19 protein-coding genes and 1 pseudogene are annotated in these 25,083 nt (G+C 38.8%); 15 read left to right on the forward strand and 5 right to left on the reverse strand.

All coding sequences use genetic code 11. From position 1 onward, the window contains the following. Nucleotides 1–12: 12 nt before the first annotated feature. On the reverse strand, nucleotides 13–1,053 hold the full coding sequence (locus PL11_RS05530; RefSeq protein WP_035167875.1) for a LacI family DNA-binding transcriptional regulator: 1,041 nt from the start codon (nucleotides 1,051–1,053) through the stop codon (nucleotides 13–15). A gap of 202 nt (nucleotides 1,054–1,255) precedes the next feature. On the opposite strand from PL11_RS05530, the gene PL11_RS05535 reads away from it, so the two are divergent. From PL11_RS05535 to PL11_RS05545, 3 genes are read left to right on the forward strand one after another with little or no spacing between them, the layout of a single operon-like run. Beyond that, nucleotides 1,256–3,208 carry a sugar MFS transporter gene (locus PL11_RS05535; protein ID WP_035167876.1) on the forward strand — a complete coding sequence of 651 codons (1,953 nt, stop codon included), beginning with the start codon at nucleotides 1,256–1,258 and terminating at the stop codon, nucleotides 3,206–3,208. Continuing rightward, nucleotides 3,205–5,424, forward strand: coding sequence for an alpha-galactosidase (locus tag PL11_RS05540; RefSeq protein WP_035167877.1), 2,220 nt, complete (start codon nucleotides 3,205–3,207; stop codon nucleotides 5,422–5,424). Before PL11_RS05535 ends, PL11_RS05540 begins: the two co-directional genes overlap by 4 nt. 21 nt (nucleotides 5,425–5,445) lie before the next feature. Continuing rightward, nucleotides 5,446–6,453: an aldo/keto reductase gene (locus tag PL11_RS05545; protein WP_035167878.1), complete on the forward strand. Its 1,008-nt coding sequence runs from the start codon at nucleotides 5,446–5,448 to the stop codon at nucleotides 6,451–6,453. Between the two features lie 49 nt (nucleotides 6,454–6,502). Here the strand turns inward: PL11_RS05545 and PL11_RS05550 are convergent, their stop codons facing one another. Continuing rightward, nucleotides 6,503–7,408: an ArsR/SmtB family transcription factor gene (locus PL11_RS05550; protein ID WP_035167879.1), complete on the reverse strand. Its 906-nt coding sequence runs from the start codon at nucleotides 7,406–7,408 to the stop codon at nucleotides 6,503–6,505. A gap of 232 nt (nucleotides 7,409–7,640) precedes the next feature. Here PL11_RS05550 and PL11_RS05555 point away from each other — a divergent pair, with 232 nt between their 5' ends. From PL11_RS05555 to PL11_RS05575, 5 genes are all read left to right on the forward strand, one after another. Next, nucleotides 7,641–9,095 carry an alpha-N-arabinofuranosidase gene (locus PL11_RS05555; protein ID WP_035167880.1) on the forward strand — a complete coding sequence of 485 codons (1,455 nt, stop codon included), beginning with the start codon at nucleotides 7,641–7,643 and terminating at the stop codon, nucleotides 9,093–9,095. A gap of 60 nt (nucleotides 9,096–9,155) precedes the next feature. Then, nucleotides 9,156–10,460, forward strand: coding sequence for an MFS transporter (locus tag PL11_RS05560; RefSeq protein ID WP_035167881.1), 1,305 nt, complete (start codon nucleotides 9,156–9,158; stop codon nucleotides 10,458–10,460). A 71-nt stretch (nucleotides 10,461–10,531) separates the two neighbouring features. Beyond that, nucleotides 10,532–12,856 (forward strand): alpha-L-arabinofuranosidase C-terminal domain-containing protein, encoded by a 2,325-nt coding sequence (locus PL11_RS05565; protein ID WP_052127822.1) that lies wholly within the window; start codon nucleotides 10,532–10,534, stop codon nucleotides 12,854–12,856. Beyond that, nucleotides 12,849–15,254, forward strand: a complete 2,406-nt coding sequence (locus PL11_RS05570; RefSeq protein ID WP_035167882.1) for a glycoside hydrolase family 127 protein — start codon at nucleotides 12,849–12,851, stop codon at nucleotides 15,252–15,254. The genes PL11_RS05565 and PL11_RS05570 overlap by 8 nt, the downstream gene beginning before the upstream one ends. Before the next feature lie 2 nt (nucleotides 15,255–15,256). After that, complete coding sequence (locus PL11_RS05575; protein ID WP_035167883.1) at nucleotides 15,257–16,225, forward strand: glycoside hydrolase family 43 protein; 969 nt, start codon at nucleotides 15,257–15,259, stop codon at nucleotides 16,223–16,225. A 44-nt stretch (nucleotides 16,226–16,269) separates the two neighbouring features. Here PL11_RS05575 and PL11_RS05580 read toward each other — a convergent pair whose 3' ends face one another. Then, a complete protein-coding gene (locus PL11_RS05580; protein ID WP_035167884.1) occupies nucleotides 16,270–16,608 on the reverse strand; it encodes a hypothetical protein in 339 nt (112 codons plus the stop codon). Between the two features lie 432 nt (nucleotides 16,609–17,040). Further along, nucleotides 17,041–18,309, reverse strand: a pseudogene (locus tag PL11_RS05585) (glycoside hydrolase family 27 protein). A 467-nt stretch (nucleotides 18,310–18,776) separates the two neighbouring features. Between PL11_RS05585 and PL11_RS05590 the strand changes: the two are divergent. From PL11_RS05590 to PL11_RS05605, 4 genes are read left to right on the forward strand one after another with little or no spacing between them, the layout of a single operon-like run. Further along, nucleotides 18,777–19,190, forward strand: coding sequence for a MerR family transcriptional regulator (locus PL11_RS05590; RefSeq protein ID WP_035167885.1), 414 nt, complete (start codon nucleotides 18,777–18,779; stop codon nucleotides 19,188–19,190). Further along, on the forward strand, nucleotides 19,183–19,596 hold the full coding sequence (locus PL11_RS05595) for a cupin domain-containing protein (RefSeq protein WP_035167886.1): 414 nt from the start codon (nucleotides 19,183–19,185) through the stop codon (nucleotides 19,594–19,596). The genes PL11_RS05590 and PL11_RS05595 overlap by 8 nt, the downstream gene beginning before the upstream one ends. A gap of 3 nt (nucleotides 19,597–19,599) precedes the next feature. Then, the gene (locus PL11_RS05600; protein ID WP_035167887.1) at nucleotides 19,600–19,914 is read left to right on the forward strand and encodes a carboxymuconolactone decarboxylase family protein; all 315 of its coding nucleotides are present in this window, start codon (nucleotides 19,600–19,602) and stop codon (nucleotides 19,912–19,914) included. 26 nt (nucleotides 19,915–19,940) lie between these two features. Further along, complete coding sequence (locus PL11_RS05605; protein WP_035167888.1) at nucleotides 19,941–20,981, forward strand: zinc-binding dehydrogenase; 1,041 nt, start codon at nucleotides 19,941–19,943, stop codon at nucleotides 20,979–20,981. 50 nt (nucleotides 20,982–21,031) lie between these two features. Here the strand turns inward: PL11_RS05605 and PL11_RS05610 are convergent, their stop codons facing one another. Continuing rightward, nucleotides 21,032–21,610 (reverse strand): TetR/AcrR family transcriptional regulator, encoded by a 579-nt coding sequence (locus PL11_RS05610; RefSeq protein ID WP_052127823.1) that lies wholly within the window; start codon nucleotides 21,608–21,610, stop codon nucleotides 21,032–21,034. Nucleotides 21,611–21,894: 284 nt separating this feature from the next. Here PL11_RS05610 and PL11_RS05615 point away from each other — a divergent pair, with 284 nt between their 5' ends. The 3 genes from PL11_RS05615 (at nucleotide 21,895) to icd (ending at nucleotide 25,080) form a co-directional block, all read left to right on the forward strand. Further along, entirely contained in the window at nucleotides 21,895–22,809 is a 915-nt protein-coding gene (locus PL11_RS05615) for an AEC family transporter (RefSeq protein ID WP_035167890.1), read from the forward strand. Between the two features lie 80 nt (nucleotides 22,810–22,889). Further along, nucleotides 22,890–23,801 (forward strand): AEC family transporter, encoded by a 912-nt coding sequence (locus PL11_RS05620; RefSeq protein WP_035167892.1) that lies wholly within the window; start codon nucleotides 22,890–22,892, stop codon nucleotides 23,799–23,801. A gap of 13 nt (nucleotides 23,802–23,814) precedes the next feature. After that, nucleotides 23,815–25,080 carry an NADP-dependent isocitrate dehydrogenase gene (icd, locus tag PL11_RS05625; RefSeq protein ID WP_035167894.1) on the forward strand — a complete coding sequence of 422 codons (1,266 nt, stop codon included), beginning with the start codon at nucleotides 23,815–23,817 and terminating at the stop codon, nucleotides 25,078–25,080. Nucleotides 25,081–25,083 lie beyond the last annotated feature (3 nt).

Below are 25,083 nucleotides of genomic sequence, written 5' to 3' on the forward strand. Positions count from 1 at the left end.
AGTCCTTTTCCTCTATTCCTGAGTAAATGTATCTCTGAAAATAATCTTTCCTGGGATGATAGTGCGCTCAGTCCAGTTCATTTCAAGAGATTTGGCAATTGATTTCGCTTTAATTACGGCTGCTTTTCCCAAGTCAACTTTGGGAATTGAAATTGTTGTTAGTGCAGGTGAGAGAAGTGCGGCAAAATCCATGTCGTCAAAGCTTACAAGGTGAATTTGTTTGCCGACGTCTATATTGTGATTCCGTAGACTTTTTAGTGTCCCAATTGCTAGAAGCGAGTCTGAGTTGACGAATATCGCACCTAAATTATCTCCCTCGGATTCTAGTAGGTTATCAGTTTGCTTCAAAGCCTCGTTGTTAGACCAGTTGGTGTTTACAAAAAGTTCTTTACGGTTATTGTTTACACACCACTGCTTATACGCAGCAACTCGGGGATCCTCAACACTATCATTCACGGTTCCATCCAAATCAACTTCGCGGCGGTGACCGCTAATCATTGCAATATCTTTATTAGTTTTTTTTGCTAATAAGTCTAAAGTTGATTGAGTTAGCTCTGCAAAGTTTGTATCAATTGTGTGGGCACAATGGTCTAAATTGATTCCACCATCAACTACTAATAAATTTGGGTTTACCTCGGACAATTTTTGAGCTGTTGCTTTTGAAATTGTACCAACAATTAAAACAGCATCAAAATCAGCAATATCCCAAGGATTGAGACCGTCTCTTAAGTCAATTACCTTGTCGAGACTGATTTTTTGATTTTCCAACTCTTTATAAATTCCTAGTCTCACTAATCGCCAATATTCATCCTTGGTTTCTTCTTCAATAGTGTGGGTGTTTATTAATGCAAAGCTAAGCCCATCAATATTTCTTCCGGTATCACTGGGATTAGTTCGCTTTTCTGGAAGCGAATAGCCCATCTGTTTGGCAATTGTCTTTACCTTTACTCTGGTAGCTTCGGAGACGGAACTGCTTTTTTGTGGGTTTAAAGCTCTAGATACAGTACCTGGAGAAACTTTAGCGGCCTTTGATATGTCCCTAATGGTTGTCAATAGTAATCACTTCTTTCGCAAGCGTTCTCATTCCCTTCAGTCTAGCATAGTTACGTTCAAAATTAAACATTTATCTATTGTTTACTAAACAAAAGGTAAACAGTGATGATAAATTTCAATAGTTTAATTAAAACATCTTGACTTTGTTTAAGAAACCGTTTACATTAATAGGCGAAACTTAACAAAAAAGGGGTTGCTATTTATGGATGCACGACCGAGCACAGCGAAAAAGCTAACATCGCGTTTATCATATGCATTTGGAGCGTTTGGACATGATATGTTTTACAACACTCTTTCTGTGTACTTTATTATGTTTGTTACGGCACATTTGTTTGATAAGTCTGCTGGTGGCGAGAATGCGAAAATGATCGCCTATATCACGGCAATTATCTTTGTTCTTCGATTTGTTGAACTAGCAATCGATCCATTTATTGGAAATACGATCGACAATACAAACAGTCGTTGGGGCCACTTTAAGCCATGGATTCTTGCTGGTGGAACGGTTGGATCAATTGTATTAACAATTTTATTTTCAAATATGGGTGGCCTAAATAATTCTAGTCCAATTATGTATTTGATTATCTTTGCAATTTTATATATCACTATGGATATTTTTTATTCATTTAAAGATGTTGGTTTTTGGTCAATGATTCCAGCGATTTCGTTTGATACCAAGGAGCGTGAAAAGACCGCGACATTTGCCAGAGTCGGTTCAACGATTGGTGCCAACATTGTGGGAATTTTTGTTATGCCACTTGTTTTGGCGTTTTCAGTAAATAGTAACCATGGTCAAGGAGATCTTAGAGGTTGGTTTGTATTCGGGTTGACTATTGCCGTCATTTCTTGGATTTCTGCAGTTGCTGTTGGTGTTGGAACTAAAGAAACTGATACTGATTTAAGAAAGAATGCAGAAAAGACTAGTTTCAAGGATGTCTTTAAAGTTCTTGGAAGAAATGATCAGTTAATGTGGTTATCGTTGACGTATGGCCTTTATACGGCGGGAATCCAAATTACAAACTCGCTTGAGCTTTACTATTTTACCTATATTTTAGGAAAGCCACTGCAATTTAGTTCTTTAGCTACACTTAATTCAATTATTGGAATCTTTGCTGTATTGGCATTTCCACCAATGGCACAAAAATTTAGTAGAAGAAACGTTTTCTTTATCTCAATTGCCATTATGATTGCCTCGATAATTCTTTTCGCATTTTCAGGCCAATCATTAACACTTGTATTGATTTCAGCTGTATTGTTCTATATTCCACAACCATTAATTTTCTTAGTTGTCTTAATGATTATTAGTGATTCAGTTGAGTACGGTCAATTAAAATTTGGTCACAGAGATGAATCATTAACTCTATCTGTTCGCCCATTATTAGATAAATTAGGTGGGGCTGTTTCAAACGGGGTTGCCGGGTTAACTGCAGTATTAGCTGGGATGACAGCCGGAGTTACAGCTAACGATGTTACACCTCACGGGGCACTGATTTTTAAGCTAATGATGTTTGGAATTCCAGCTTTATTGATTCTGATAGGAACATTTGTATTTTTCAAAAAGGTAACGCTTGATGAAAAGCAACATGAAAAAATTGTTGATGAGCTTGAGAAAACTTGGCATAAACATTTAGACGGTTCTGAAGAGGGTGAAAAGGTTTCTTCATTAACTGTTATCAAGGCACCAGTTTCCGGTCAAATCATGCCCTTAGATCAAGTCGAATCAACGAAATTTGCTGATGGAACAATGGGTAAGGGATTTGCAATTAAACCAAGTGACGAAACGGTAATTGCTCCTTTTGATGGTACGGTAGAAGCAACGTTTCCAACCAGACATGCCATTGGCTTGAAGTCGGATAGTGGAGTTTTAACTTTGATCCATATTGGTAACGAAACAGTAACACTGAAAGGTAATGGTTTTACTCAATTTGTTGAGCAAGGTGACCGGATCGTTAGGGGCCAGAAGTTAATTGAATTTTCAGATCAATTGATTAAACAGGCCAATATTGATGACACTGTCATGGTGGCAATTTCAAATTCTGCTCACTATACCAGCAATGAATTAACTGTTACTTCAGGAAGTGTTAATAGTGGCGATGATGTATTTGAAGTTTCAAATCCACTCAATAATGAAAACGGTAAGGGAGATCTCGATAAATGAGTATAACAATTAATGATGAAAAGCTAATCTTTCATTTACAAACTAAAAATACCAGCTACATTTTTGGTGTGATGGAGAACGGCCAACTTGGCCAAATCTACTATGGCAAGAAAGTTCATTCAAGTGATAATTATGATAATCTACAATCTCGTGAGTGGCGAAACGCCATACCTGCATTGGATGATGAGCATAATGACTTCCAATTAGAAATGATAAAGCAAGAATACTCAAACTTTGGTACTGGTGATTTTCGCAAGCCGGCATTTAAAGTGACAGAACCAAATGGAAGTCGAATTACCGTCTTGAATTATGATAGTTATCAGTTACTAGATGGAAAGTCTCGGATAGATGCTGGTCTACCATCAACATTTGATGACGATGGGGATGGCGCTAAATCATTAATAATTAAGTTAACTGATAAATTAACGGGATTAAATGTTTACCTTAATTATTCTGTATTTCCAAATCAAGATGTCATTGTGCGTTCAACAAAGTTTGTCAATCAAGGTTCAAGCACTCTTTCTCTTAACCGAGCATTGAGTTTACAACTCGACTTGCCTGACAAAGAGTACGATATGATTCATTTTCACGGTTCTTGGGCACGTGAGCGCGAGTTGAGTCGAGATTCAATTCATGATGGGATTCAAGAGATAGGTAGTTTGAGGACAGCGTCCAGTCATCAAGAAAACCCATTCTTTATCTTAGCTCGTCATGATACTAATGAAGATCAAGGAGCTGCCTTCGGGTTTAACTTGGTTTATTCGGGAAACTTCATTGATAGTGTTGAAGTAGACCAATATAGAACGACCAGGGTCCTTGTGGGAATTAATCCTGAAGAGTTTGGGTGGCAACTGGAACCTAACCAAGAATTTCAAACTCCAGAGGCGGTGTTAAGCTTTAGTGCAGATGGATTTAACCAACTTAGCCAACAGTTAGGCGAATTTTATGAACGGCATTTAGTTAACCCTAACTTTGCTAACGAACTTAGACCAATTTTGATTAATAACTGGGAAGCAACTGAGTTTAATATCAATGAACAGAAGTTAACTAGTTTTGCGGAAACAGCTAAGAAACTCGGAATAGAAATGATGGTGCTTGATGACGGCTGGTTCGGAAAACGAAATGATGATACCAGTTCATTAGGTGACTGGAAAGTTAACCATGACAAATTTCCAAGTGGGTTGGGTCATTTATCACAGTCAATCCATAATCTAGGGATGAAATTTGGACTGTGGTTTGAACCTGAAATGATTTCTCAAAATAGTGATTTGTATCGGGAACACCCTGAGTGGTTGGTGGTTGCTCCTGGAAGAAAGCCAACACCACAACGCCACCAGTCTGTATTAGATATGTCTAGAACTGAAGTTGTTGACTACCTTTTTGAGTCAATGGCTAAGATTATTAAAGATAATCAAATTGATTACATTAAATGGGACATGAATCGAAACATTACGGAGGCCTTTGGGTTAAAGCTTACTTCTGACCAGCAATTAGAGTTTGGCCATCGATATATTCTTGGTGTATATTCGCTTTACCAGAAGCTAGTTGATAAGTTTCCTAATGTCTTATTTGAGTCTTGTGCTTCCGGTGGTGGTCGGTTTGATTTGGGAATGATGTACTACGCTCCGCAAGCATGGACGAGTGATGATACTGATGCAGTTGAAAGAATTAAGATCCAATATGGAACTTCATACGGATATCCATTGTCCATGATGGGAGCTCATATTTCGGCAGTTCCTAATGGCCTGAACGGTAGACAAACACCACTTGCTACTCGTGGAAACGTGGCCTTCTTCGGTGACTTTGGATATGAGTTGGATATTACCAGTCTGGATGACGATACTTTGGCTGAGATGAAAGAGCAAGTCGAGTTTTATAAGCAATATCGTCAGGTATTTCAATTTGGTAAGTTTTATAGAATTGAAAGTCCATTTGACACTCGCGGAAGCTATTCATCATGGGAAGTTGTCGATGGAAATCAAGAAGTTGCAATTGCTGGGTTATACCAAACTTTGCAAAGACCGAATGACAGCTATATTCGCTTATACTTTAAAGGCCTTAAAGAAGACGCCCAATATCAAGTTAATAATGATCCGCACGTGTATTACGGTGACGAATTGATGAATGCGGGATATTTTGTCTCACACTTTAATCGGGATAAGCGAACCGGCAGTGTGGACTTTACCTCACAGTTGTTTATTGCTAAAGCTAAATAAAAAGGCATAAGGGAGAGTAATATGTATTCTGCAAATAGTGAACGTTATAGTAATATGATTTATAACCGGGTTGGTAGGAGTGGTCTTAAGCTTTCTGCTTTGGGGCTAGGACTGTGGCATAATTTTGGTAGCGTTGATTCTTTTGAAAACCAAAAGGCAATTATCCATGAGGCGTTTGATAAGGGAATTACCTACTTCGACCTTGCAAATAATTATGGGCCAATTCCAGGAAGTGCAGAGGAAAATTTCGGTCGCATAATGGCACATGATATGAAGGCGTATCGAGATGAAATGATAATTTCATCTAAAGCTGGCTATGACATGTGGCCTGGTCCTTATGGTGAATGGGGTTCAAGAAAGAACATTATTGCGAGTGCAGATCAGAGTTTGAAACGACTGGGCTTAGACTACGTTGATATTTTCTATTCACACAGGTATGATCCAGAAACACCGGTTGAGGAGACTGCTAGGGCGCTGAATCAGTTAGTAAACTCCGGCAAGGCTCTTTATATTGGAATTTCTAATTATAATGGTGAGCAAACAGAGAGAATTGCAAAGGTATTCTCAGATTTAGGAACACCATTTATTATCTCGCAACCTCAATATAATATGTTTCAACGCGGTTCTGAGAATGATTTATTTCCAGTCCTATCCAAGCTAAATAAGGCTGCCGTTGGATTTAGTTCACTTGCGCAAGGATTATTAACAGATAAATATCTTAATGGTATTCCGGAAGACTCTCGTGCCCATAAATCCACGAGTCCATTTTTAGGGGAAACACAAGTTGATGAGACCCTCGCTGCCGTTAAACAGCTTAATGAAGTGGCCAATCGTAGAGGCCAGACTTTGGCAGAAATGGCTTTAGCATGGAATTTACGAAGACCAGAGGTAGCATCCGTGCTAATTGGCGCTAGCCGACCAGAGCAGATTGATGACAATGTTAAGGCGTTGGAGAATCTTGAATTTTCTGATGATGAATTGACTGAAATTGACTTAATTTTAGGCAAGCAACAAAAAATTGATTGGTAATAAAAAGGCGATAACTAGAATGTTTAACACGTTCTAATTATCACCTTTTTTATTGTGGCACAATATCTTTGTAATAGAATCTGGCTTTAATTCCTTGGTTATGGTTACCAAAATTCTTTCCGAAAATTGTACACCCACCAACGTTTTCAGAACTATCTTTTACTTCAAATCTAAGGGGCCATGCGTTTTTTGTTAAATCTAGGTCACTTATTAATGTGTCGCTTGAACGTTGACCATCAATAAATGATCCGTGTTTTGAAATTCTAAAAGACTTTAACAGCCCATATTGGTTCATATCGTTATAAACCCAGTCCGGAGTGTATCTCCCACGAATATCTGAGAAATCACCAGGACTAGTCCAAGTCCCAATCTCCTGACCGTCCAGTGAAACGGTAATGTCAGATGGCCAGACATTATTTGAAAACGGAAATTCTGAACTGAGCTCAGCACTAAACTCAATCATTTCCAGCGACTGTTCATCAGTAAGATAATTAGGGACTTGGTATTCAACGAAACCCTTAGAAAACCAAATCATTCCAGCTGCATATCTATCTGGATCCATGAAGTAACTTGGGTTATCTACCTTGCCAATAAAGCCATCTTGACCAGCTAGCCCGCAGGATGGGGTAACATCGTAAGCTGTATATTGGCCAATCGGAAGGTCAATTCGCCAATCTTTATATGGAATATAAAGTTGATTGGGGAATGAAATATTGATTTTATCAACCTGGAGTTTGGAAATTCGCTGAGTTCCTTTCTTTTCACGATCAATAATGTGAGCAGCTTCTAACTTATTTAGATGCATGATTGTGATTGCACTAGAAAGGTTGAGCTCCTTAGAAATCTCCCTGACGTTCATTTTTCGTTCAGATAGTAACTGGATAATTTTGATTCGCACCGGACTATCTAATGCGGAGAAAACATTCAGCGAGTGATCTGAGATATCTATGTCCATATTCCAACACTCCGTTCGTAATGATTTTATTAACATTGTAATCGCTTACTTTAAGAATGTCTAATTTTCATTAACAAATAGACTTATATTCGTCCAAAAAAAGCCCTTATTTGTTGAAATAACGTTTACACGGCTGGATGAAAGCGCTATATTAACGTTGTTAAAAATAATATCGATATTAATTAACATATTTATTTACAAGAGATTTTGTCATGAAGGGCAGGAATTATTAATGACCATTGAATTGCTAACTAATAAAAAAGGCAATAAAATCAGCAAGTATATTTACGGTCAATTTTCAGAACATCTTGGTCGCGGAATATATGAAGGCCTATACGTAGGTGAGGATTCGAAGATTCCTAATGTTAATGGGATGAGAACTGATGTTGTGGAAGCTTTGAAGCAGATCCACGTGCCAGTACTGAGGTGGCCAGGCGGATTGTTCGCAGACACTTATCATTGGAAAGATGGTGTGGGCCCTAAAGAAGGACGAAAAAAGATCGTTAACACCAATTGGGGTGATGTAACTGAAGATAACTCATTTGGTACTCACGAATACTTCGAATTGTTAAGACAGCTTGGGGCTGATTCTTATGTGGCTGCTAACATGGGAAGCGGAACAATTCAGGAAATGGCTGAATGGGTTGAATACATGACTATGGAAGGCGAGTCACCAATGGCAAATTGGCGTCGCGAAAATGGTCAAAACGATCCTTGGAAACTTAAGTTCTTCGGAATTGGAAACGAATCTTGGGGTGGCGGTGGAAATATGCGCCCAGAATATTACAGTGACCTTTACCGTCAATACCAAGCGTTTGTTCCTCAATACAACAAAGATGAACCTATTGTAAAGGTAGCTTGTGGACCTAATGAAGATGACTACGAGTGGACTGATAAGATCATGTCGATTGCCGGTGAATTTCTTGATGCAATTAGCCTTCATTACTATGACCTACCAACTAACACTTGGGGTGATGGTAATAAAGGTGATGCCACAGGATTCCCAGAATCACAATGGGATTCAACAATGGTAAATGCTAAAAAGATGGATGAATTGGTAACTAAGCATTCAACAATCATGGATAAATATGATCCTGATAAACGTGTTAGTTTGTTCGTTGATGAATGGGGTATGTGGACTAACTCAGAACCTGGAACTAACCCAGGATTCCTATATCAACAAAACACGATTCGAGATGCAATGGTTGCGGCAATCACTTTAAATATCTTCCACAAGCATTCAGATCGTGTAAGAATGGCTAATATTGCCCAGACAGTCAATGTATTGCAAGCCATGATTTTAACTGATGGCGAAAAAATGATCAAAACTCCAACTTATTATGTATTCGATATGTATCAAAAGCATATGGATGCTGATTTGGTTGAAGGGTTTGGCGAAGAAATCGAAAATGTTTCTTACACCGCATCAATTAAAAATGGTGAATTAACAGTTTCAATAGTTAACTACGATAAGGATAAGTCCCAAGATATCGAGTTTGATCTCGATAACAAGTACAGTGATATCGTGTACTCAAAGGTAGTTACTGCCGATAAAATTGATTCTCATAACACATTTGATAATCCAGATGTAGTTACAGAACAAGACTTTGATGGAGCCGAGTTATCAAATAATAAGGTTTCAGTAAAGATGGCACCAAAGAGTGTAGTAACAATCACTCTAAAGTAAGGATTTTTTCCTTATTTTTCAAGAAAATGAAAACGGTTACTAACCTGGGGAGGGTTAATCATGAACAAGAATTCTACCGATAAGGATACTGCTTCTGAAAACCGAGGAGTATCTGTTGGAGAAGTAACAAATGCAAACGTCACTAACGAACAGCAGCCAAAGTTCCCTAAACTATTTGGTTTAGCAATGTTTATTGGACCATTCGTTTGGTTGGCACCAGCTGGTAACGTTAGAAATACTTTATTGCCACAATATTTTAGCCAAATCGATCCTAGTGGAAAGGTTGCCGCAATTGCAATTTTAGCATCAGTAACATCAATCGTAGCTGCCGTTTCTAATATTTTATTCGGTGCTCTTTCTGATTTAACTAGAAGTAAGTTTGGTAAAAGAAAACCTTGGATTTTATTTGGTACGTTAATTGAATCAGGAATGATTTGCTTGGTTGCCAACTTAACTAACATGTTAGCAATTGTTATCTGTTGGGGTATCGTAGCTGCAGCCGAAAATGCCGTTGCCGCAGCCATGGTTGCCCAGGAAGCCGATCGAATTGCTCCTAAATGGCGGGGAACCATTTCAACATTATATGGATTGGGTTACACGGCAATCCAAGTTGTTGCAATGATTGCTGCTGGGTTCCTTTCAAATCCTAAACTTGGTATGTACGTAATGGCTGGAATTGGTTTTGGAATGGGTATCATCCATGTTCTGTTAGCTAAAGAGCCATCAAATCTCGATGAGCCCCGTGATAAGTTTAGTTGGTCAACAATCTGGACTCACTTCTCATTACCAACTTCAGGATCAAGAGACTACTGGTTGGCCGTTCTTGGTAAGTTAGCAATGGTTATGGGTGGAACAATTACCAACGCATACATGCTGTTCGTTTTGACTGATTACATGAAGTTAAGTCAAGGAACAACTAGTAAGACATTAGCAACATTTGCGTCAATTCAATTAGTACTTGGACTTGTATTTACCGCGATTTCAGGACCTATTGCTGATAAGATGGGTAGATTGAAGTTACCTGTTGCCTTATCAACTGCTGTATTGGGAATTGGTCAATTCTTCCCATTCATTGCTCCTCATGTATGGACCTTGTATGCAATGACAATTATGACTGCCATTGCCAATGGTGTTTACAATGCCGTTGATGGTGCTTTGAACTTAGCTGTTTTGCCTAACAAGGAAACTGCTGGTAAAGATATGGGATTCATTAACTTGGCCAACACCTTGTCACAAATTGCTGGTACTGTGGTTGCCGGATTGATTGTTACTTATCTTGGCGGATATCGAGCAATCTTCCCATGCGCCTTTGCTATCAGTTTGTTAGGTGCAATTTTAATTATGTTCATTAAGAAAGTTAGATAGTATTTGGTTAAAAAGGAATAATTTTAGACTGTTAAAATTATTCCTTTTTTGCATTTAAGGAGTGTTTTGGGATGTTCAAGTTCAAAATTAAAAACGTAACTGACGTTCAACTTAATGATCTTTATGGCATTTTTTTTGAGGACATTAATCATGCGGCAGACGGGGGTCTATATGCGGAAATGGTGCAAAATAGGTCATTTGAGTTTGAACATGTGGATAATCAAGCTTATAAGCCTCTGTACTCCTGGAAAGTCAGTGGGACATTTCATTATTCTGTTGAGAGCAATGATTCGCTAGGTAGTCAAAATCTCCATTATCTGCACGTAGATTCAGGTAGTGGACCAGTAACGGTGACTAATTTTGGGTTTAATGATGGGATGGCCCTCACAATCCAAAGCCAATATGATTTTTCGTTGTTTGCTAATCCAAAGCAACCATTTGCAATCGAGGTTATGCTAATTGATGATGAAAACAATGAAATAAGCCAGCGAGAGACGATTCAGATTTCGAAATTACGTTGGCAAAAATATCAATGTCGGTTAACTGCGAATACGACAACTTCCAGAGGGCGATTAGTCTTAATAATCCCCAAAGGACAGGATGTAAACCTTGATATGATTTCGCTTTTTCCTGTTGATACTTTTAAGCATCGTAAAAATGGCGTCCGAAAAGATATTGCCAAAGTATTATTGGAAATGAAACCGAAATTCCTTAGATTTCCTGGTGGTTGTTTAGTGCACGACGGTACCTTGGATAAGGATGACCGTGACTCAATGTATAGATGGAAGAATTCGATTGGCCCAGTTGAGCATCGCCCAACGAGGAGAAACAAGTGGGGATATAACCAAACTCTCGGATTGGGATTCTTTGAGTATTTTCAATTTGCAGAAGATATTGGCGCTAAGCCACTTCCGGTTTTGCCTGGTGGTTACGATCCTCATCATCATCGAGCAGCCCCAATTAACAAGCTCAACGAGTGGGTTCAAGATGCATTAGATTTAATTGAATTTGCAAATGGTGGCACTAATACGACATGGGGATGTTTAAGGTCTGAAATGGGACATCCTGAACCATTTAACCTAGAGTATTTGGCAATTGGAAATGAGGAGGTAGGTCAAGAATTCTTTGATCGTTATCCAATCTTCCACAAAGCAATCAAGGAAAAGTATCCTGACATAAAACTAATCAATTCGAGCGGCCCATTTGCTTCTGGTAAGGAATTTAACAGAGGCTGGCAAAGTGCGGTAGCGAACGGCTCGGATTTTGTAGATGAACATTTCTACATGGCACCAGACTGGTTTTATGCGAATTACTCACGCTATGATAATTACGACTCTAACGGACCCAAGGCGTTTATTGGGGAATATGCGTCAAAGGCTAACCGTTGGGAAAATGCCCTGGCCGAGGCAGCATTTATGACTTCATTAGAGAAAAATGCAAATAAGGTTGGACTAGCTTGCTACGCTCCTTTATTGGCAAACATTGCTTACGTTAATTGGTCTCCAGACTTGATTTTCTTCAACCAAAAGGAAGTTTGTCCGAGTGTCAATTACTATGTCCAAAAGGCATTTATGAATTTTCAAGGGACAAACGATGTTGCTTATGAGGTTTCTGGCGAGCAAAGGAATAAAGTACTTAAGGAAAATAAATTTGGTGGCACCATCGGACTAGAAGGAGACAATGCGGATGTTGAATTTTATGGTGCAACTCTAACTAACTACGAAGATAACTTAACTTATCATTTAGATTCTGCGACGATAAGTGATAAGAACCACATTGATTTATTCAGTATTGATAGCCAATCCTATGGCATCAAATTCAAAGCAAAACGAATTGGTGGTAGATCTGATAAGGGATTCCACTTGGCATTTAGCAAGCAAGGCGTGAATAATCAATTTCAATGGATTCTGGGTGGTTGGGAAAATCAGGATTCAATCATCAGACAGTTAGGTTCAGGAAATGATCAAAGTGAATGGGATCAATGCGCTTGGTCAATGGAAACAAACAAGGAATATCAGTTTGAAATTCAGGTGAGAAAACGAAACGTCAAGACTTATATTGACGGGGAAATAATGAATGATATCGACATATCACCATCCGTTATTCACTCGCTTTACCATAATTTAGTTTTTGATAAGAATAACAAAGAATATTATTTAAAATTGGTAAATGTAACGAATGATTCATTTGATGTTTCTTTAGATGATCCAATCTTTGTTGGTGCAAAGATTCATGAACTATCAGGTGATCCAAAATCTGAAAATTTGACTGGGCAGGAAAATGTTCTAAGCCAAAAAGAGTATGAAGTTGATAGCTTAAAAGTTGAGGTTCCAAAATATTCGGTGATAATTGTAGAAAGCCAACCACAGATTGATGGGAGTTATAAAAATGATTAATATTGTCGAAACTGCAAATATTTTGTTGCAAGATAATGAGTTGTTGACATACCAAAAAAATACTCAAAATTACTTATTGAGTTTGAACCCAGATAAATTTTTGGTTAATTTTTTTAATGTCGCTGGTATTGATGTACCAGGCAACCTTGATTCGTATGGTGGTTGGGAGCGCAATGATGGTACAAACTTTAGGGGTCACTTTTTTGGTCATTATATATCGGCACTATCTCAATCAATTGTTGAAACTAAAGATTCTAAGCTTAAGGATCAATTAATTGATAAGTTGACTCAGTCAGTCAACGGAATATTTACAGCCCAAGAAGTATATGGAAACAATCATCCAGATAGTTATGGATATGTTTCTGCTTTTAGAGAATCTGCTTTAGATGAAGTTGAAGGGAAATTTGTTTCAGATTCAGAGAAAGAAAATGTTTTGGTGCCTTGGTATGACCTTCATAAGATATTAGCTGGTTTAATAATGACCTACGATAATTTGCAAGAAATCGATGGAAATCTGGCAAGTAAAGCTTTGGATGCCGCCAAAAATTTCGGCGATTATGTATACAATCGAGTAACAAAGTTAACTGATAAAGATCAAATGCTTAAAACTGAGTATGGTGGGATGAATGATGCTTTGTATCATTTGTTTGCCATCACAAATGACAAGCGCCATCTCATTGCTGCTCAATATTTTGATGAAGTTAAATTATTTGAAGAGCTTAGCAACAACCACGATGTGTTATCGGGATTGCATGCGAATACCACGATTCCTAAACTCTTAGGAGCAATCCGAAGGTATGAACTGTTTAATAACTCGAGTGAGCTTGCTAATGAAAATCTCTCAGCTACAGAATTAAATAATTTAAATATGTATTTTACTGCTGCTAAGAATTTTTGGGACATCGTTACAGAACACCATACTTATGTAACCGGAGGTAACAGTCAGGCAGAACACTTCCATGATGCTGATAAGCTTTATCATGATGCGGTTATTGAAGATGGTGGCTTAACATGTGAAACTTGCAATTCGCATAACATGCTTAAATTAACACGTGAGCTTTACCGAATTACTAAAGATGAAAAGTATTTGGACTATTACGAAAAGACATATTTGAACGCAATTATGGGATCTCAAAATCCACAGTCTGGGATGATGACCTATTTTCAACCAATGGCTTCAGGATTTTTGAAAGTATTTAACCGACCATTTGATGAATTTTGGTGCTGTACTGGAACTGGAATTGAAAGCTTTACCAAACTTACCGATTCGTATTATTACCTGGATAACGGTTCGTTGATAATTGGTATGTATATTTCAAATACATTGAATGACCCAAAGATTAATCTTGATCTAAGTATAAAAGCGAATAGACAGACTGGCCATGTAGATATCAAGGTTAGTCCATTGGATAGATCAAAACCAGTTCAAATAAAGTCAATTAAATTGAGGGTTCCAGAGTGGGCTAAGTCTGGCAGTTCAATAACAATCAACGACCAGACAGAAAATATATCATCAGAAAGTGGATTTAGAGATGTTGAAATAAGCAATCAATTAAGCGAGATTTCACTTAACCTTAAGCAGGATATCACAATAGAATCAACTCCTGATAATCGTGAGTATGTATCTTTTAAATATGGTCCGTACGTTTTAGCCGGACTATTGCCTGACTATAAGTTAGATGATGATCGACCAACTGGTATTCTGGTTCGTAGCTCGACACCTGATGAATCAGCGGTTGGAACGTTAACTACTAATGATAAATTTAGTCTCTGGCAGAGCCAAGTTACGACAAAAGCTCAACCTAAGACGGATGAACGCTATCTCTTTAAGTTTTCGATTCCTGGAATTGAAGAAGACGTTAATTTTGTCCCTTATTACCAAGTATATGATAAAAGGTACAGCGTGTATTTTCAGTGGCAACAGGAAGGCAGTGAAGCTGCCAAACAAAGGGAAAGTGAACTTGAGAAAATTAGGAGCCGACAAAAGAGTGTGGTAGATGAGCTTACTAACTTTGATGAAAACAACTTTGAATATAATAAGCAAATTGAGTCAATTTATTCTGAAATTGGCGCCTTTCGAGGCAAACGCTACCGGGTTGCTCGTGAAAATGGCTGGTTCTCTTATGTATTTCGTAACGAAATTAAACAAAAGGTGATAATTGAGCTGACATTAAATTTAGCAGATGTAGGCAAAGTGGTGGCCTTACAGATTGGTGATCAAAAGGAGCAATTCACAGTGGCTGCTCCCGACCCGTGGATGCTAGATAAGTCGGAATTTTTCATTAAAAAGTTGAAGATAACTCATTTGAATAATGAACCAATTATTCCGTTGAAATTTTATGGTAGTGATAAAGCCGCAAGAATTTTTGGAATTACCATTCGAAAAGAGGAAGCATAACAATGACTAATTACATCAATCCCGTTGTAGTTCAGCGGGCAGACCCTTTCATATATAAACATTCTGACGGGTATTACTATTTTTCTGCCAGTGTTCCTGAGTATGACAGAATTGAATTACGCAGAGCAAAGACAATTAATGGTTTAGCTCACGCGACTCCAAGGACAATTTGGAAAAAACACGAAACGCCTGGAGTAATGGATAACTTGATTTGGGCGCCTGAAATACATTGGATTGATGGAGTTTGGTATATCTATTTTGAAGCTGAAAGTACTGTGTTTAATTCCAATGGTGGTGCTGATCACCCACATAGAATGTTTTGCATAAGTTCAGATCTAGAAAATCCAATGGACTTCTCGGGATGGGTGGAAAAAGGGCAGATTGAAACCCCAATTGATAGTTTTAGTTTAGATGAAACTGTTTTTGAGCTAAATGGTAACTTAATGATGGTCTGGGCACAAAAAGATCCAGCAATCGAAGGCAGTTCCAACTTATATATTGCGCAGATGAAGAATCCATGGACTATTGGTAGCGAGCCGGTGATGATAAGCACGCCAACTTTTGATTGGGAAAAACGGAGATTTGCGGTTAATGAGGGCCCGGCAGTGATAGTAAAAAATGGTATGGTGTTTATTACCTATTCTGCCAGTGCTACCGATGAAAATTACTGTGTAGGAATGCTGTATGCGAAGGATAGCTCAGATTTACTTAATGCAGATTCGTGGACGAAATTAGACCATCCTGTATTTGAGAGTAATCCAGAAAATCACCAGTATGGTCCTGGCCATAATTCCTTTACCAAGTCAGAAGATGGGCGGCAAGACCTGATTGTGTATCATTGCCGTGATTACAAAGATATTGATGGTGACCCACTATACGACCCCAATAGGCATACGATGGTTCAACCATTTACATGGGATCAGAATGGATTTCCGGTGTTTGGTAAGCCAGTCTCGAATAATTATGATTAAAAAAAGCTCGGCACCTTAACGGTGTCGAGCTTTTGCTTTGAAAATTATTCAGTGGTGATTCCTGTAAAGTTATTAAATACATCTGCTAAAGTCTTGCCCTTTTCAGCGAACTTCTTGTTAAGAAGTAGTTGACGGAAGTCTTCAATTGAAATGTTTTCAGTTTGCTTCAATGGTAGTGATGGTGTACCGGCTGCAACAGTTAATCCAGTAGTCATTGTGATGATGATTCCTTTAGAACTGTTGTAGTGAACCGTATAGTATTCGAAGTATGCGTTAGTTTCGTATGATCCTTCGAGTACTTGATTCTTTGAGAAGTAGTCTAAGATAAATTTTTCGAATTGTTCTTTTGAGTTTAGGGTTGTGTTAGAAATTTTTTCAGTCATTATATTATCTCCTTAAAAATTAAAACTGATATATTACCTTTCAACAACACCTATTCTAAAGAGGTTTTCTGAAAATGCAAGTTTTAAACACTAAAAATTTACTAAAAAACGGCTTGAAAGCCCTTTATTACGGCAATGAAAGAACATGAAAACGGGTGTCGGAGTAGACGCTGCGCAATTTTAAAATTAAATTCAAAATTTTTTTATTAATGCTGAAAAACAAGCCTTAAAATTGCTAAATTTGATGCTTTTGACAAAGAATTTTGCGTTCATCTTCATTATTTTAACTTCAAAAGATGAAGGCAGTCATTAAAGGAGATTTTATTAGTTAATAAAAAGCATTGGGACCTATGGAAATCCCAGTGCTTTAGTTTTTGTCTAGGTGAAATAACTAAAAGTCACCTCCTTTAAGTTATAAATATTTTTTAAAGTTTACTGCTCAATTAAGCAGACATCATGTGAAGCAATTGATACGGACGAAGATGCAGTTAAATCAGTTTCTTCCCAACAGAGTTTTCCTTTTTTGGAAATGTCTAGCGAAGTGAGAATTGAATCTAAATTGTTAATAGCAGAAGATGAAATGTTAAAAATTGCAAAGTATTTGTGTTCTGCCGAATCTGCTTCCCAGACAATATAATCCTCATTTCTGAACAGTTGATATTTTTCTAAAATATGATCATCCATTGTTAGTATGGTTTTGTTTGTGAGGAGGCTAGTGGTCCAATCATCAAGATCCGGAAGTTCACCACCCATGATTAATGGCGACTGCATCATTCCCCAAAGAGTCATCATTGTTTTTTGCTCAGGTTTAGTAAAACGAGTTTGGCGGTTACCACCGGGGCCATCAACTGAGCGAATTCCAATATGTCCTAGCGGAAGCATGTCACAATCTGGCCAGTTTCCTGGGCGTGACATTGCTGACCATTTTTCTGCTCGGTCAAACATGTTCAAAAGTAAGTTCCATTGATCCCAAAAGTCATTAGTGATTCTCCACATGTTGGCATTTCTTTGAAGGAAGGCGCCATTTTCAACTGGTGCAGGACCTGGGGACAATGAAAGAACCATGTCTTTACCAGTCTTATCGATGGCTTTTCGTAAGGCAACGACTTCTTTTTTCAATGTACCGTTATAGATTGATGAATTAGCAATATCATCGCATTTGATGAAGTCAACACCCCAAGAAGCGTAAAGTTCCATCAATGAATCGTAATATAATTGTCCTTCAGGTATATCAACGTTCACACCTTACATGTCTGAATTCCAAGGACAAATTGAATTGAGTGCAATATCACGAGCAGTTTTGTTAGTTCCCTTGATTGCGGTTGCGTTATGAACTGCTTGGCGAGGAATTCCCCGCATAATGTGGATTCCAAATTTTAAGCCCAGCGAATGGATATAATCAGCAAGCTCAGTGAATCCGCTTCCATTTTTAGCGGAAGGAAATCTTTTTTCATCTGGAATCAAACGAGAAAATTCATCCATCACTAATGGGTAGAAGTTATGGTAAGCCGAAGAGTTAGCAGTTGGCTCGTACCATTGTATATCTACAACAACATATTCATACCCAAAATTCTTTAAGTTTTTAGCCATATATTCTGCGTTACGGCGAACTTCATCTTCTTTTACTGAGGCTCCGTAACTATCCCAACTGTTCCAGCCTTTTGGTGGAACTGCTGCAAATTCACGAAATTCTTCTTTCATAGTTAACTCCTTCAAGGTCGTTATAATTATATGGAACTGGTTTTCCTAATATTGGCGCTTGCTATTCAAGTACCAATGGACAGCCTATGGTTTTCATTAAGCATTGCTTTGCGTAATTTCGTTAAATTATCAGTATTTGAGTACTCACATCCTTATTTACTTTTATAATCTCTAAACAATTTTTTATTCATATCTTTATCATACGAGCTTATAAAACGCTTTCAATGCTAATGCCAGTTTTTGATGGCTTTTTTAAAAAGCAGTAAATGTTTTAGTTTCGTTTCTACTACTTTGTACATAACAGTTCATTGTATAATTAATAAAAATGTTAATGAATTCGCATACTATAATTTTTTAAGTTTAGGTCTTTGGTTAAAAACCAAAAATAATATTTACGTACTGCTTTTTTTCCTTGACCTCCAGCCCACTCTAAGTCGTACTCTATACACATACCAAGGAGGCACACTATGAAAATTGGTGAATTTAGCGAGAAGGTTGGACTATCAGTCTTTACACTCCGTTATTACGAAGATGAAGGGCTGATTCGGCCGCAGCGTGATGAAAATAATCGGCGCTATTACACAGATCAAGATGCCCGCTGGCTTATGTTTGTCCTGCATTTAAAAGGTACCGGAATGACGATGGAAGAAATCCAGCAATACATTAAGCTCCGGGCAATTGGCGATTCCACGATTTTAGAGCGCAAGGAACTATTAAAAAAGGTTAGTCAGCGCGCAAAAAATGAAATCAAGGAACTCCAAGCAAATTTACGAGTAATCAACCATAAGATTGACTGGTATTCAGGAAAGTTAGACTCCACGATTTCTGATAGTGAGTCCTTCAAGGAATATCTTGAAAGAATGGGTGAGCAAAGTGACTAAAAATGAAGAGGTTAAAAACGGCGTGATTTTTGACCGTGGTGATTTGAACGAAGCATTTGCAAAATATTTTGTTGGTAATAGTTATTTGAATCATCTGGTGACTGATCCAGAAGTAAACGTAGGTGTTGGGGTGGTGACATTTGAACCGGGAACCAGAAACAACTGGCATATTCATCATGATGGCTACCAAATTCTGTTGGTAACCGGTGGTGAAGGCTGGTATCAAGAAGATGGCAAACCAGCTCAGAAATTAACTGCTGGTGACGTAATCGTCACTCATGATGGTGTCAAACATTGGCATGGAGCTACAAGTAATAGTTGGTTCTCCCATATCGCAATTACAGCGGGAACCCCTGAATGGCTCGAACCCGTTAGCGATAAAGTTTATAATAAATTGGAGGGATAAAACATGAAAAAACAAACAGCTGGTCGTGAAAAACTGGGTGACTTTGCCCCCAAGTTTGCCGAACTAAATGATGATGTTTTGTTTGGTGAAGTTTGGTCGCGTGAGCAGGAGATGTCACCACGTGATCGAAGTTTGATTACTTGTTCAGCCCTCATGGCACAAGGACTATTTCCCCAATTGGAGAGCCATATGAAGATTGCTAAGCAAAATGGCGTTACTAAAGACGAAATGGTCGAACTAATTACCCAACTGGCGTTTTATACTGGTTGGCCCAAGGCGTGGTCAGCATTTGGCATCGCTAAGGAAATATTCGAATAGTTTTAAATTTTAGGGAGGATTTTGAAATGAAAGAAGCAATTTTAGTTAAACCAGGTGAAATGGAGATTACCGACAAGGATATCCCCATGATTGAACAACCTAGTGACGTGATTTTGAAGGTTGTGCGTACCTGTGTTTGTGGTTCAGATTTATGGAACTATCGAGGAATTAACGATGTTAAGCCTGACCAGATTAATTCTGGGCATGAAGCTTTGGCAATCGTTGAAAGCGTTGGTGACGATGTAACCACCGTTAAGCCAGGTGACTTTGTGATTGCACCATTTACCCATGGATGTGGCCATTGTGCTGCTTGTTTAGCCGGATTTGATGGCTCGTGTCAAAACCATACCGATAACTTTAGTGAGGGTGTTCAAGCTGAATATGTGCGGTTCCAATATGGGCAATGGGCATTGGTAAAAGTCCCTGGTAAGCCAGACGATTACAGTGAAGGGATGTTAAAATCCTTGTTAACTTTGGCTGATGTGATGGCCACTGGTTATCATGCTGCCCAAGTCGCAAACGTTTCTGCAGGCGATACTGTGGTCGTAATGGGTGACGGAGCGGTTGGCCTTTGTGGAATTATCGCTGCTAAGATGAAGGGCGCTAAAAAGATTATTTCTACTAGTCGGCATGAGGATCGGTTAGCGCTTGCCAAAGAATTTGGGGCAACCGACAACGTTGCTACCCGTGGTGACGAAGCCGTCCGTGACATTATGGCACTCACAAACAACCAAGGTGCTGACGCAGTCCTTGAGTGTGTGGGAACTGAGCAATCAACCGAGACCGCCCTTCAAGTCGGCCGTCCAGGAGCAATTGTCGGCCGTGTTGGGTTGCCACATACTGCAAGTCAAGATATGACTGGCTTGTTCTACCAAAACCTTCAAGTTGCAGGTGGTCCAGCTTCTGTAACGACCTATGATAAGCAAGCATTACTAAAAGCTGTTCTTGACGGTGAAATCAATCCAGGTAAGGTGTTTACAAATACTTATTCATTGTCTGAAATTGATCAGGCATATAAGGATATGGATTCACGTAAGACAGTGAAGGCATATGTAGTAGTCGAATAAGATAAAAAAGCTCAGGCAGTTTTGAATTTTAAAACTGTCTGAGCTTTCTTTTATCTTTGAAAAATAAACTTTTGAACCACATCATTAGCTATCGCAGCCACTTCTTCAACACTGAGACTAAAATCAGAGTCAAACCACTCTAACACAATGCTAGCAATCATTCCCATGATTCCGGCATAAGCGTATTGGGCTTTGATTTCACTATTTTCATGTAACAATTTTGCCCAGTACGGAAAAAACTCTTTGGAAAAATAATGAATTCGACTCACAAATAGGGTTTCTTGATCATGGTCATACATTATCAGAATATGTTTTGCATTGTTCTTTACGTAAGTTAGTAGATTGATAAAGTAACTATTTAACATTGTGCATATTTCTTCAGGCGATTGGCTTGTTACTATCGCTTTTTCGTTAGTGATCTGTTTGATACCATCAATAAGTTGATCTTGTAAATGCCCCAATAGTTCATATTTGTCTGGAAAGTAGTTGTAAAAGGTGGATCGGTTAATATTTGCTACCTTGATAATGTCGGTGACGGTTAGCCGTTCCAAGCCTTTTTCATCAAGTACCTGCCAAAATGCGTCCTCGATGCGGGCTTCGGTTTCTTTAGCCTTTAAATTGAGCTTCATGTTCTCCCCCCTAATGCAACACATGTTGAATATGTGTTGTTGTTACGCAATTAAACTAACAATATAATAGCATTAAACAACACGTGTTGTTTAAAAAGTTCACACAAATTTCTGTATCCCAATTTCCCCTTAATTTTGAGGTACTATATCCGTGTTTTTAGCATTCTAGCGGGGGCTAGAATGCTTTTTTTATTGTCTTTAATTATGTATTTTTCTCTCATGGTCTTGTAATTTATTTCTAATGTAATATAATCTAACATTAATAAGTTAAAGGAGATGATTACGTGCTTAACCACTTAATGTTTGCACTACTCCCCGTGATTTTCACGTTTGCGTTGGGATATTTTGCGGCGGCAAAAGGTTCGTTCGATGACCGTGATAGTAGGAAACTGGTCTCGTTAGTTATGAATGTTATGTTGCCAATGAGTGTCTTTGCGGGAATTTGGGGTACACCTAGAAAGATTATTATCCAAGATATTCCGTTAGCAGGCTGGTTAATAATTGGGATGGTCGGCAGCTATTTCTCGTTACTATTGATTCATCGCTTCATTATGAAGACGCCAATTAGTGTGTCCTTATTACGAGCGATGTCAGTTGCGATGCCGTCAGTTCCCTTTATTGGCTCGGCAATCTTACCCCCAGTATTTGGGGCATCGTTAAGTGCCATCACAATTGGGGTTTGTTCCCTAGTAATTAATGTGATTATGTTGCCAGTAGCTTACGCCTTACTTGATGGTGAAAAGTCGGCGAATGGGAATCGAGTGCTAACAACGTTGCGCAAACCTTTGGTTGCCTCGGCTCTTGGTGGATTTGCCCTCGCGTTATTGGGATGGCAAATGCCAGCTAACTTTGCAGGCACCTTTGAATTACTTGGAAAGGGTGCTGGTGGACTAGCAATTTTTGCGACTGGAGTCGTTTTGTTTACCAAGAAGATTTCTGTTAGCAAGACCATTTTTGCGACAGTTACTTCTAAAAACATCATATTTCCACTAGTTGTTTGGGGATTAATGTTACTGTTCAATCTGCCATCAGAAATTCGCCGGGTGGTCGTAGTCACCTTAGCAATTCCAACCGCAGTAATGCCAACTAGTTTAGGGATTCAATTTAACGTCAATCCCGCAGAATTAGCATCAACACAGTTCTGGAGTACAGTTGTTTCCGCAGTTTCGTTAGCAATTTTCTTGATGGCTCTTAGTTAAATCTACTTTACAAAGGAGGATAAACTGCATAAGTAACCTAAATATAGCTAAGGATGCCTTAGCAAACTGGAGATGAAGATATGTTACAAACATTGTTGTTTGCACTACTACCAATTATTGTTACCATCGCGTTAGGATATATGTCTGCTGCCAAGGGAATGTTCGATGATCATGATAGTCGTCAATTTGTTCACTTGGTCTTGAATTACATGCTGCCATTAAGCGTGTTTTCTGGAATTTGGAGTACTCCAAGGAAGATAATTATTCAGGATATTCCATTAGCGACCTGGTTATTAGTTAGCATGGTGGGTGCCTATTTTCTACTGCTAGTTATTCATAGATACATACTACATACAGAACTGCAGATTTCGTCATTGAGATCCATGTCGGTTGCGGACCCGTCTGTGCTGTTTATCGGTTCAGCGATTCTACCATTGATTTTTGGCCAGTCGTTAAGTGCAATTACGATTGGAATCTGTACGTTGATCATTAATATCATAATGTTACCAGTGGTGTTTAGCTCATTAACGGAAGTCCGTTCACTGGGCTCCAGAATCGTTAGCACGTTAAAAAAGCCGCTGGTTTTAGCAGCACTTTTAGGGTTTGTGCTCGCACTTTGCGGATCACAGATGCCCGAACAATTAGCAGGATCATTTGAATTACTTGGTAAAGGTGCGGGTGGTTTAGCAATTTTTGCAACTGGAATTATTCTGTATACCAGAAAGATTTTGGTAAACAGTGCAATTGCAATGACTGTACTTACCAAGAATGTTCTTTTCCCATTAGTAATTTGGGGCGTAATGTTGGCTTTAAATGCACCTTCAGAGTTGCAAAGAATCGTGGTGTTAACTTTAGCAATTCCAACCGCAACGATGCCAACCAGTTTAGCAATTCAGTTTAAAGTTAATGAATCAGAGTTGGCATCAACTCAATTCTGGAGCACGGTGTGTTCGTTTGTGACATTATCTGGATTTTTAATCGTGTTGAGTTAGAAAGGATATAAAAATGCAAACCGAAAAAATTGAAATTAACGGTGATCAGATAGTTACCCCTGATCATCCAATAATTCCCTTTATTCAGGGGGATGGAATTGGTCCAGAAATTTGGCAGGCAGCTCAGACTGTATTTGATGCAGCGGTTAAGTCTGCATACCATGGGACAAGAAAAGTTGAATGGCTGCCATTGTTAGCCGGTGAGGTAGCTTATAAGCAAACGGGTGAGTGGTTGCCAAAGGAGACCCTAACTAAACTTGATCAGTATTTAGTGGGAATAAAGGGACCATTAACTACCCCAATTGGTGAGGGACACAGGTCAATCAATGTAACTCTGAGACAAAAACTAGATTTGTATGCGTGTTTTCGGCCAGTAACTTACTTTGACGGTGCGCCTTCTCCGGTGGTTCATCCCGAGCGAGTTAACATTGACGTTTTTCGAGAAAACACTGAGGATATCTATGCCGGAATCGATGCTGATGTTGGAACTGATGAGGCCGAGCAAATTAAAAAACTGCTTGAAAATAACGGGCAACTAACCAAAGTCAGATTTCCTGACACGGCCGCCTTCGCCATCAAACCAATTTCGATTGATGGCTCTAACCGAATCGTGGCAGCAGCGATTGAGCACGCATTGTCCCATGATCGGCACACTCTAACTCTGGTTCATAAAGGAAACATCATGAAGAAGACAGAGGGAAGCTTTAAAAAGTGGGGCTATGAACTGGCTGAGAAAAAGTATGGTGATAGAGTATTTACTATGAACCAATATGCTGACATTGAGCAAAATCATGGTAAGAACGCTGCAGAGACGGCATTAGCTGATGCTAGGGCAACTGGTAAACTGATTGTTAATGATGTAATCACCGACAACTTTTTTCAGCAAGCTCTCCTTCATCCGGAAAACTTTGAGGTTGTTGCCACGATGAATCTTAATGGTGACTATATTTCAGACGCTTTGGCTGCTCAGGTTGGTGGAATTGGGATTGCTCCTGGTGCTAACATTAACTACCAGACTGGTCACGCCATCTTTGAAGCGACCCACGGAACCGCACCTCAGTTCGCTGGCCAAAATAAAATGAACCCAACGTCGATCATTCTGTCAGGAGCGATGATGTTTGACTACATTGGTTGGGGTGAAGTTGCGAGTGTAATTAAAGCCGCAATTAGTGAAGCAATAAAAACTCAGCATGTAACCGAAGATTTTGCCACTATGGAATCTGCTGAAATTCTCAGTACGAGTGAGTTTGGGGAGTATGTAGCAAAGTTGATTAAATAGCTT

Source organism: Lentilactobacillus curieae, assembly GCF_000785105.2.
Classification (GTDB): Bacteria; Bacillota; Bacilli; order Lactobacillales; family Lactobacillaceae; genus Lentilactobacillus; species Lentilactobacillus curieae.

Coding starts and splice junctions, on each gene's coding strand:
- PL11_RS05535 (WP_035167876.1), top strand. CDS start 1,256: ATGGATGCACGACCGAGCACAGCGAAAAAGCTAACATCGCGTTTATCA.
- PL11_RS05540 (WP_035167877.1), top strand. CDS start 3,205: ATGAGTATAACAATTAATGATGAAAAGCTAATCTTTCATTTACAAACT.
- PL11_RS05545 (WP_035167878.1), top strand. CDS start 5,446: ATGTATTCTGCAAATAGTGAACGTTATAGTAATATGATTTATAACCGG.
- PL11_RS05550 (WP_035167879.1), bottom strand. CDS start 7,408: ATGGACATAGATATCTCAGATCACTCGCTGAATGTTTTCTCCGCATTA.
- PL11_RS05555 (WP_035167880.1), top strand. CDS start 7,641: ATGACCATTGAATTGCTAACTAATAAAAAAGGCAATAAAATCAGCAAG.
- PL11_RS05560 (WP_035167881.1), top strand. CDS start 9,156: ATGAACAAGAATTCTACCGATAAGGATACTGCTTCTGAAAACCGAGGA.
- PL11_RS05565 (WP_052127822.1), top strand. CDS start 10,532: ATGTTCAAGTTCAAAATTAAAAACGTAACTGACGTTCAACTTAATGAT.
- PL11_RS05570 (WP_035167882.1), top strand. CDS start 12,849: ATGATTAATATTGTCGAAACTGCAAATATTTTGTTGCAAGATAATGAG.
- PL11_RS05575 (WP_035167883.1), top strand. CDS start 15,257: ATGACTAATTACATCAATCCCGTTGTAGTTCAGCGGGCAGACCCTTTC.
- PL11_RS05580 (WP_035167884.1), bottom strand. CDS start 16,608: ATGACTGAAAAAATTTCTAACACAACCCTAAACTCAAAAGAACAATTC.
- PL11_RS05590 (WP_035167885.1), top strand. CDS start 18,777: ATGAAAATTGGTGAATTTAGCGAGAAGGTTGGACTATCAGTCTTTACA.
- PL11_RS05600 (WP_035167887.1), top strand. CDS start 19,600: ATGAAAAAACAAACAGCTGGTCGTGAAAAACTGGGTGACTTTGCCCCC.
- PL11_RS05605 (WP_035167888.1), top strand. CDS start 19,941: ATGAAAGAAGCAATTTTAGTTAAACCAGGTGAAATGGAGATTACCGAC.
- PL11_RS05610 (WP_052127823.1), bottom strand. CDS start 21,610: ATGAAGCTCAATTTAAAGGCTAAAGAAACCGAAGCCCGCATCGAGGAC.
- PL11_RS05620 (WP_035167892.1), top strand. CDS start 22,890: ATGTTACAAACATTGTTGTTTGCACTACTACCAATTATTGTTACCATC.
- icd (WP_035167894.1), top strand. CDS start 23,815: ATGCAAACCGAAAAAATTGAAATTAACGGTGATCAGATAGTTACCCCT.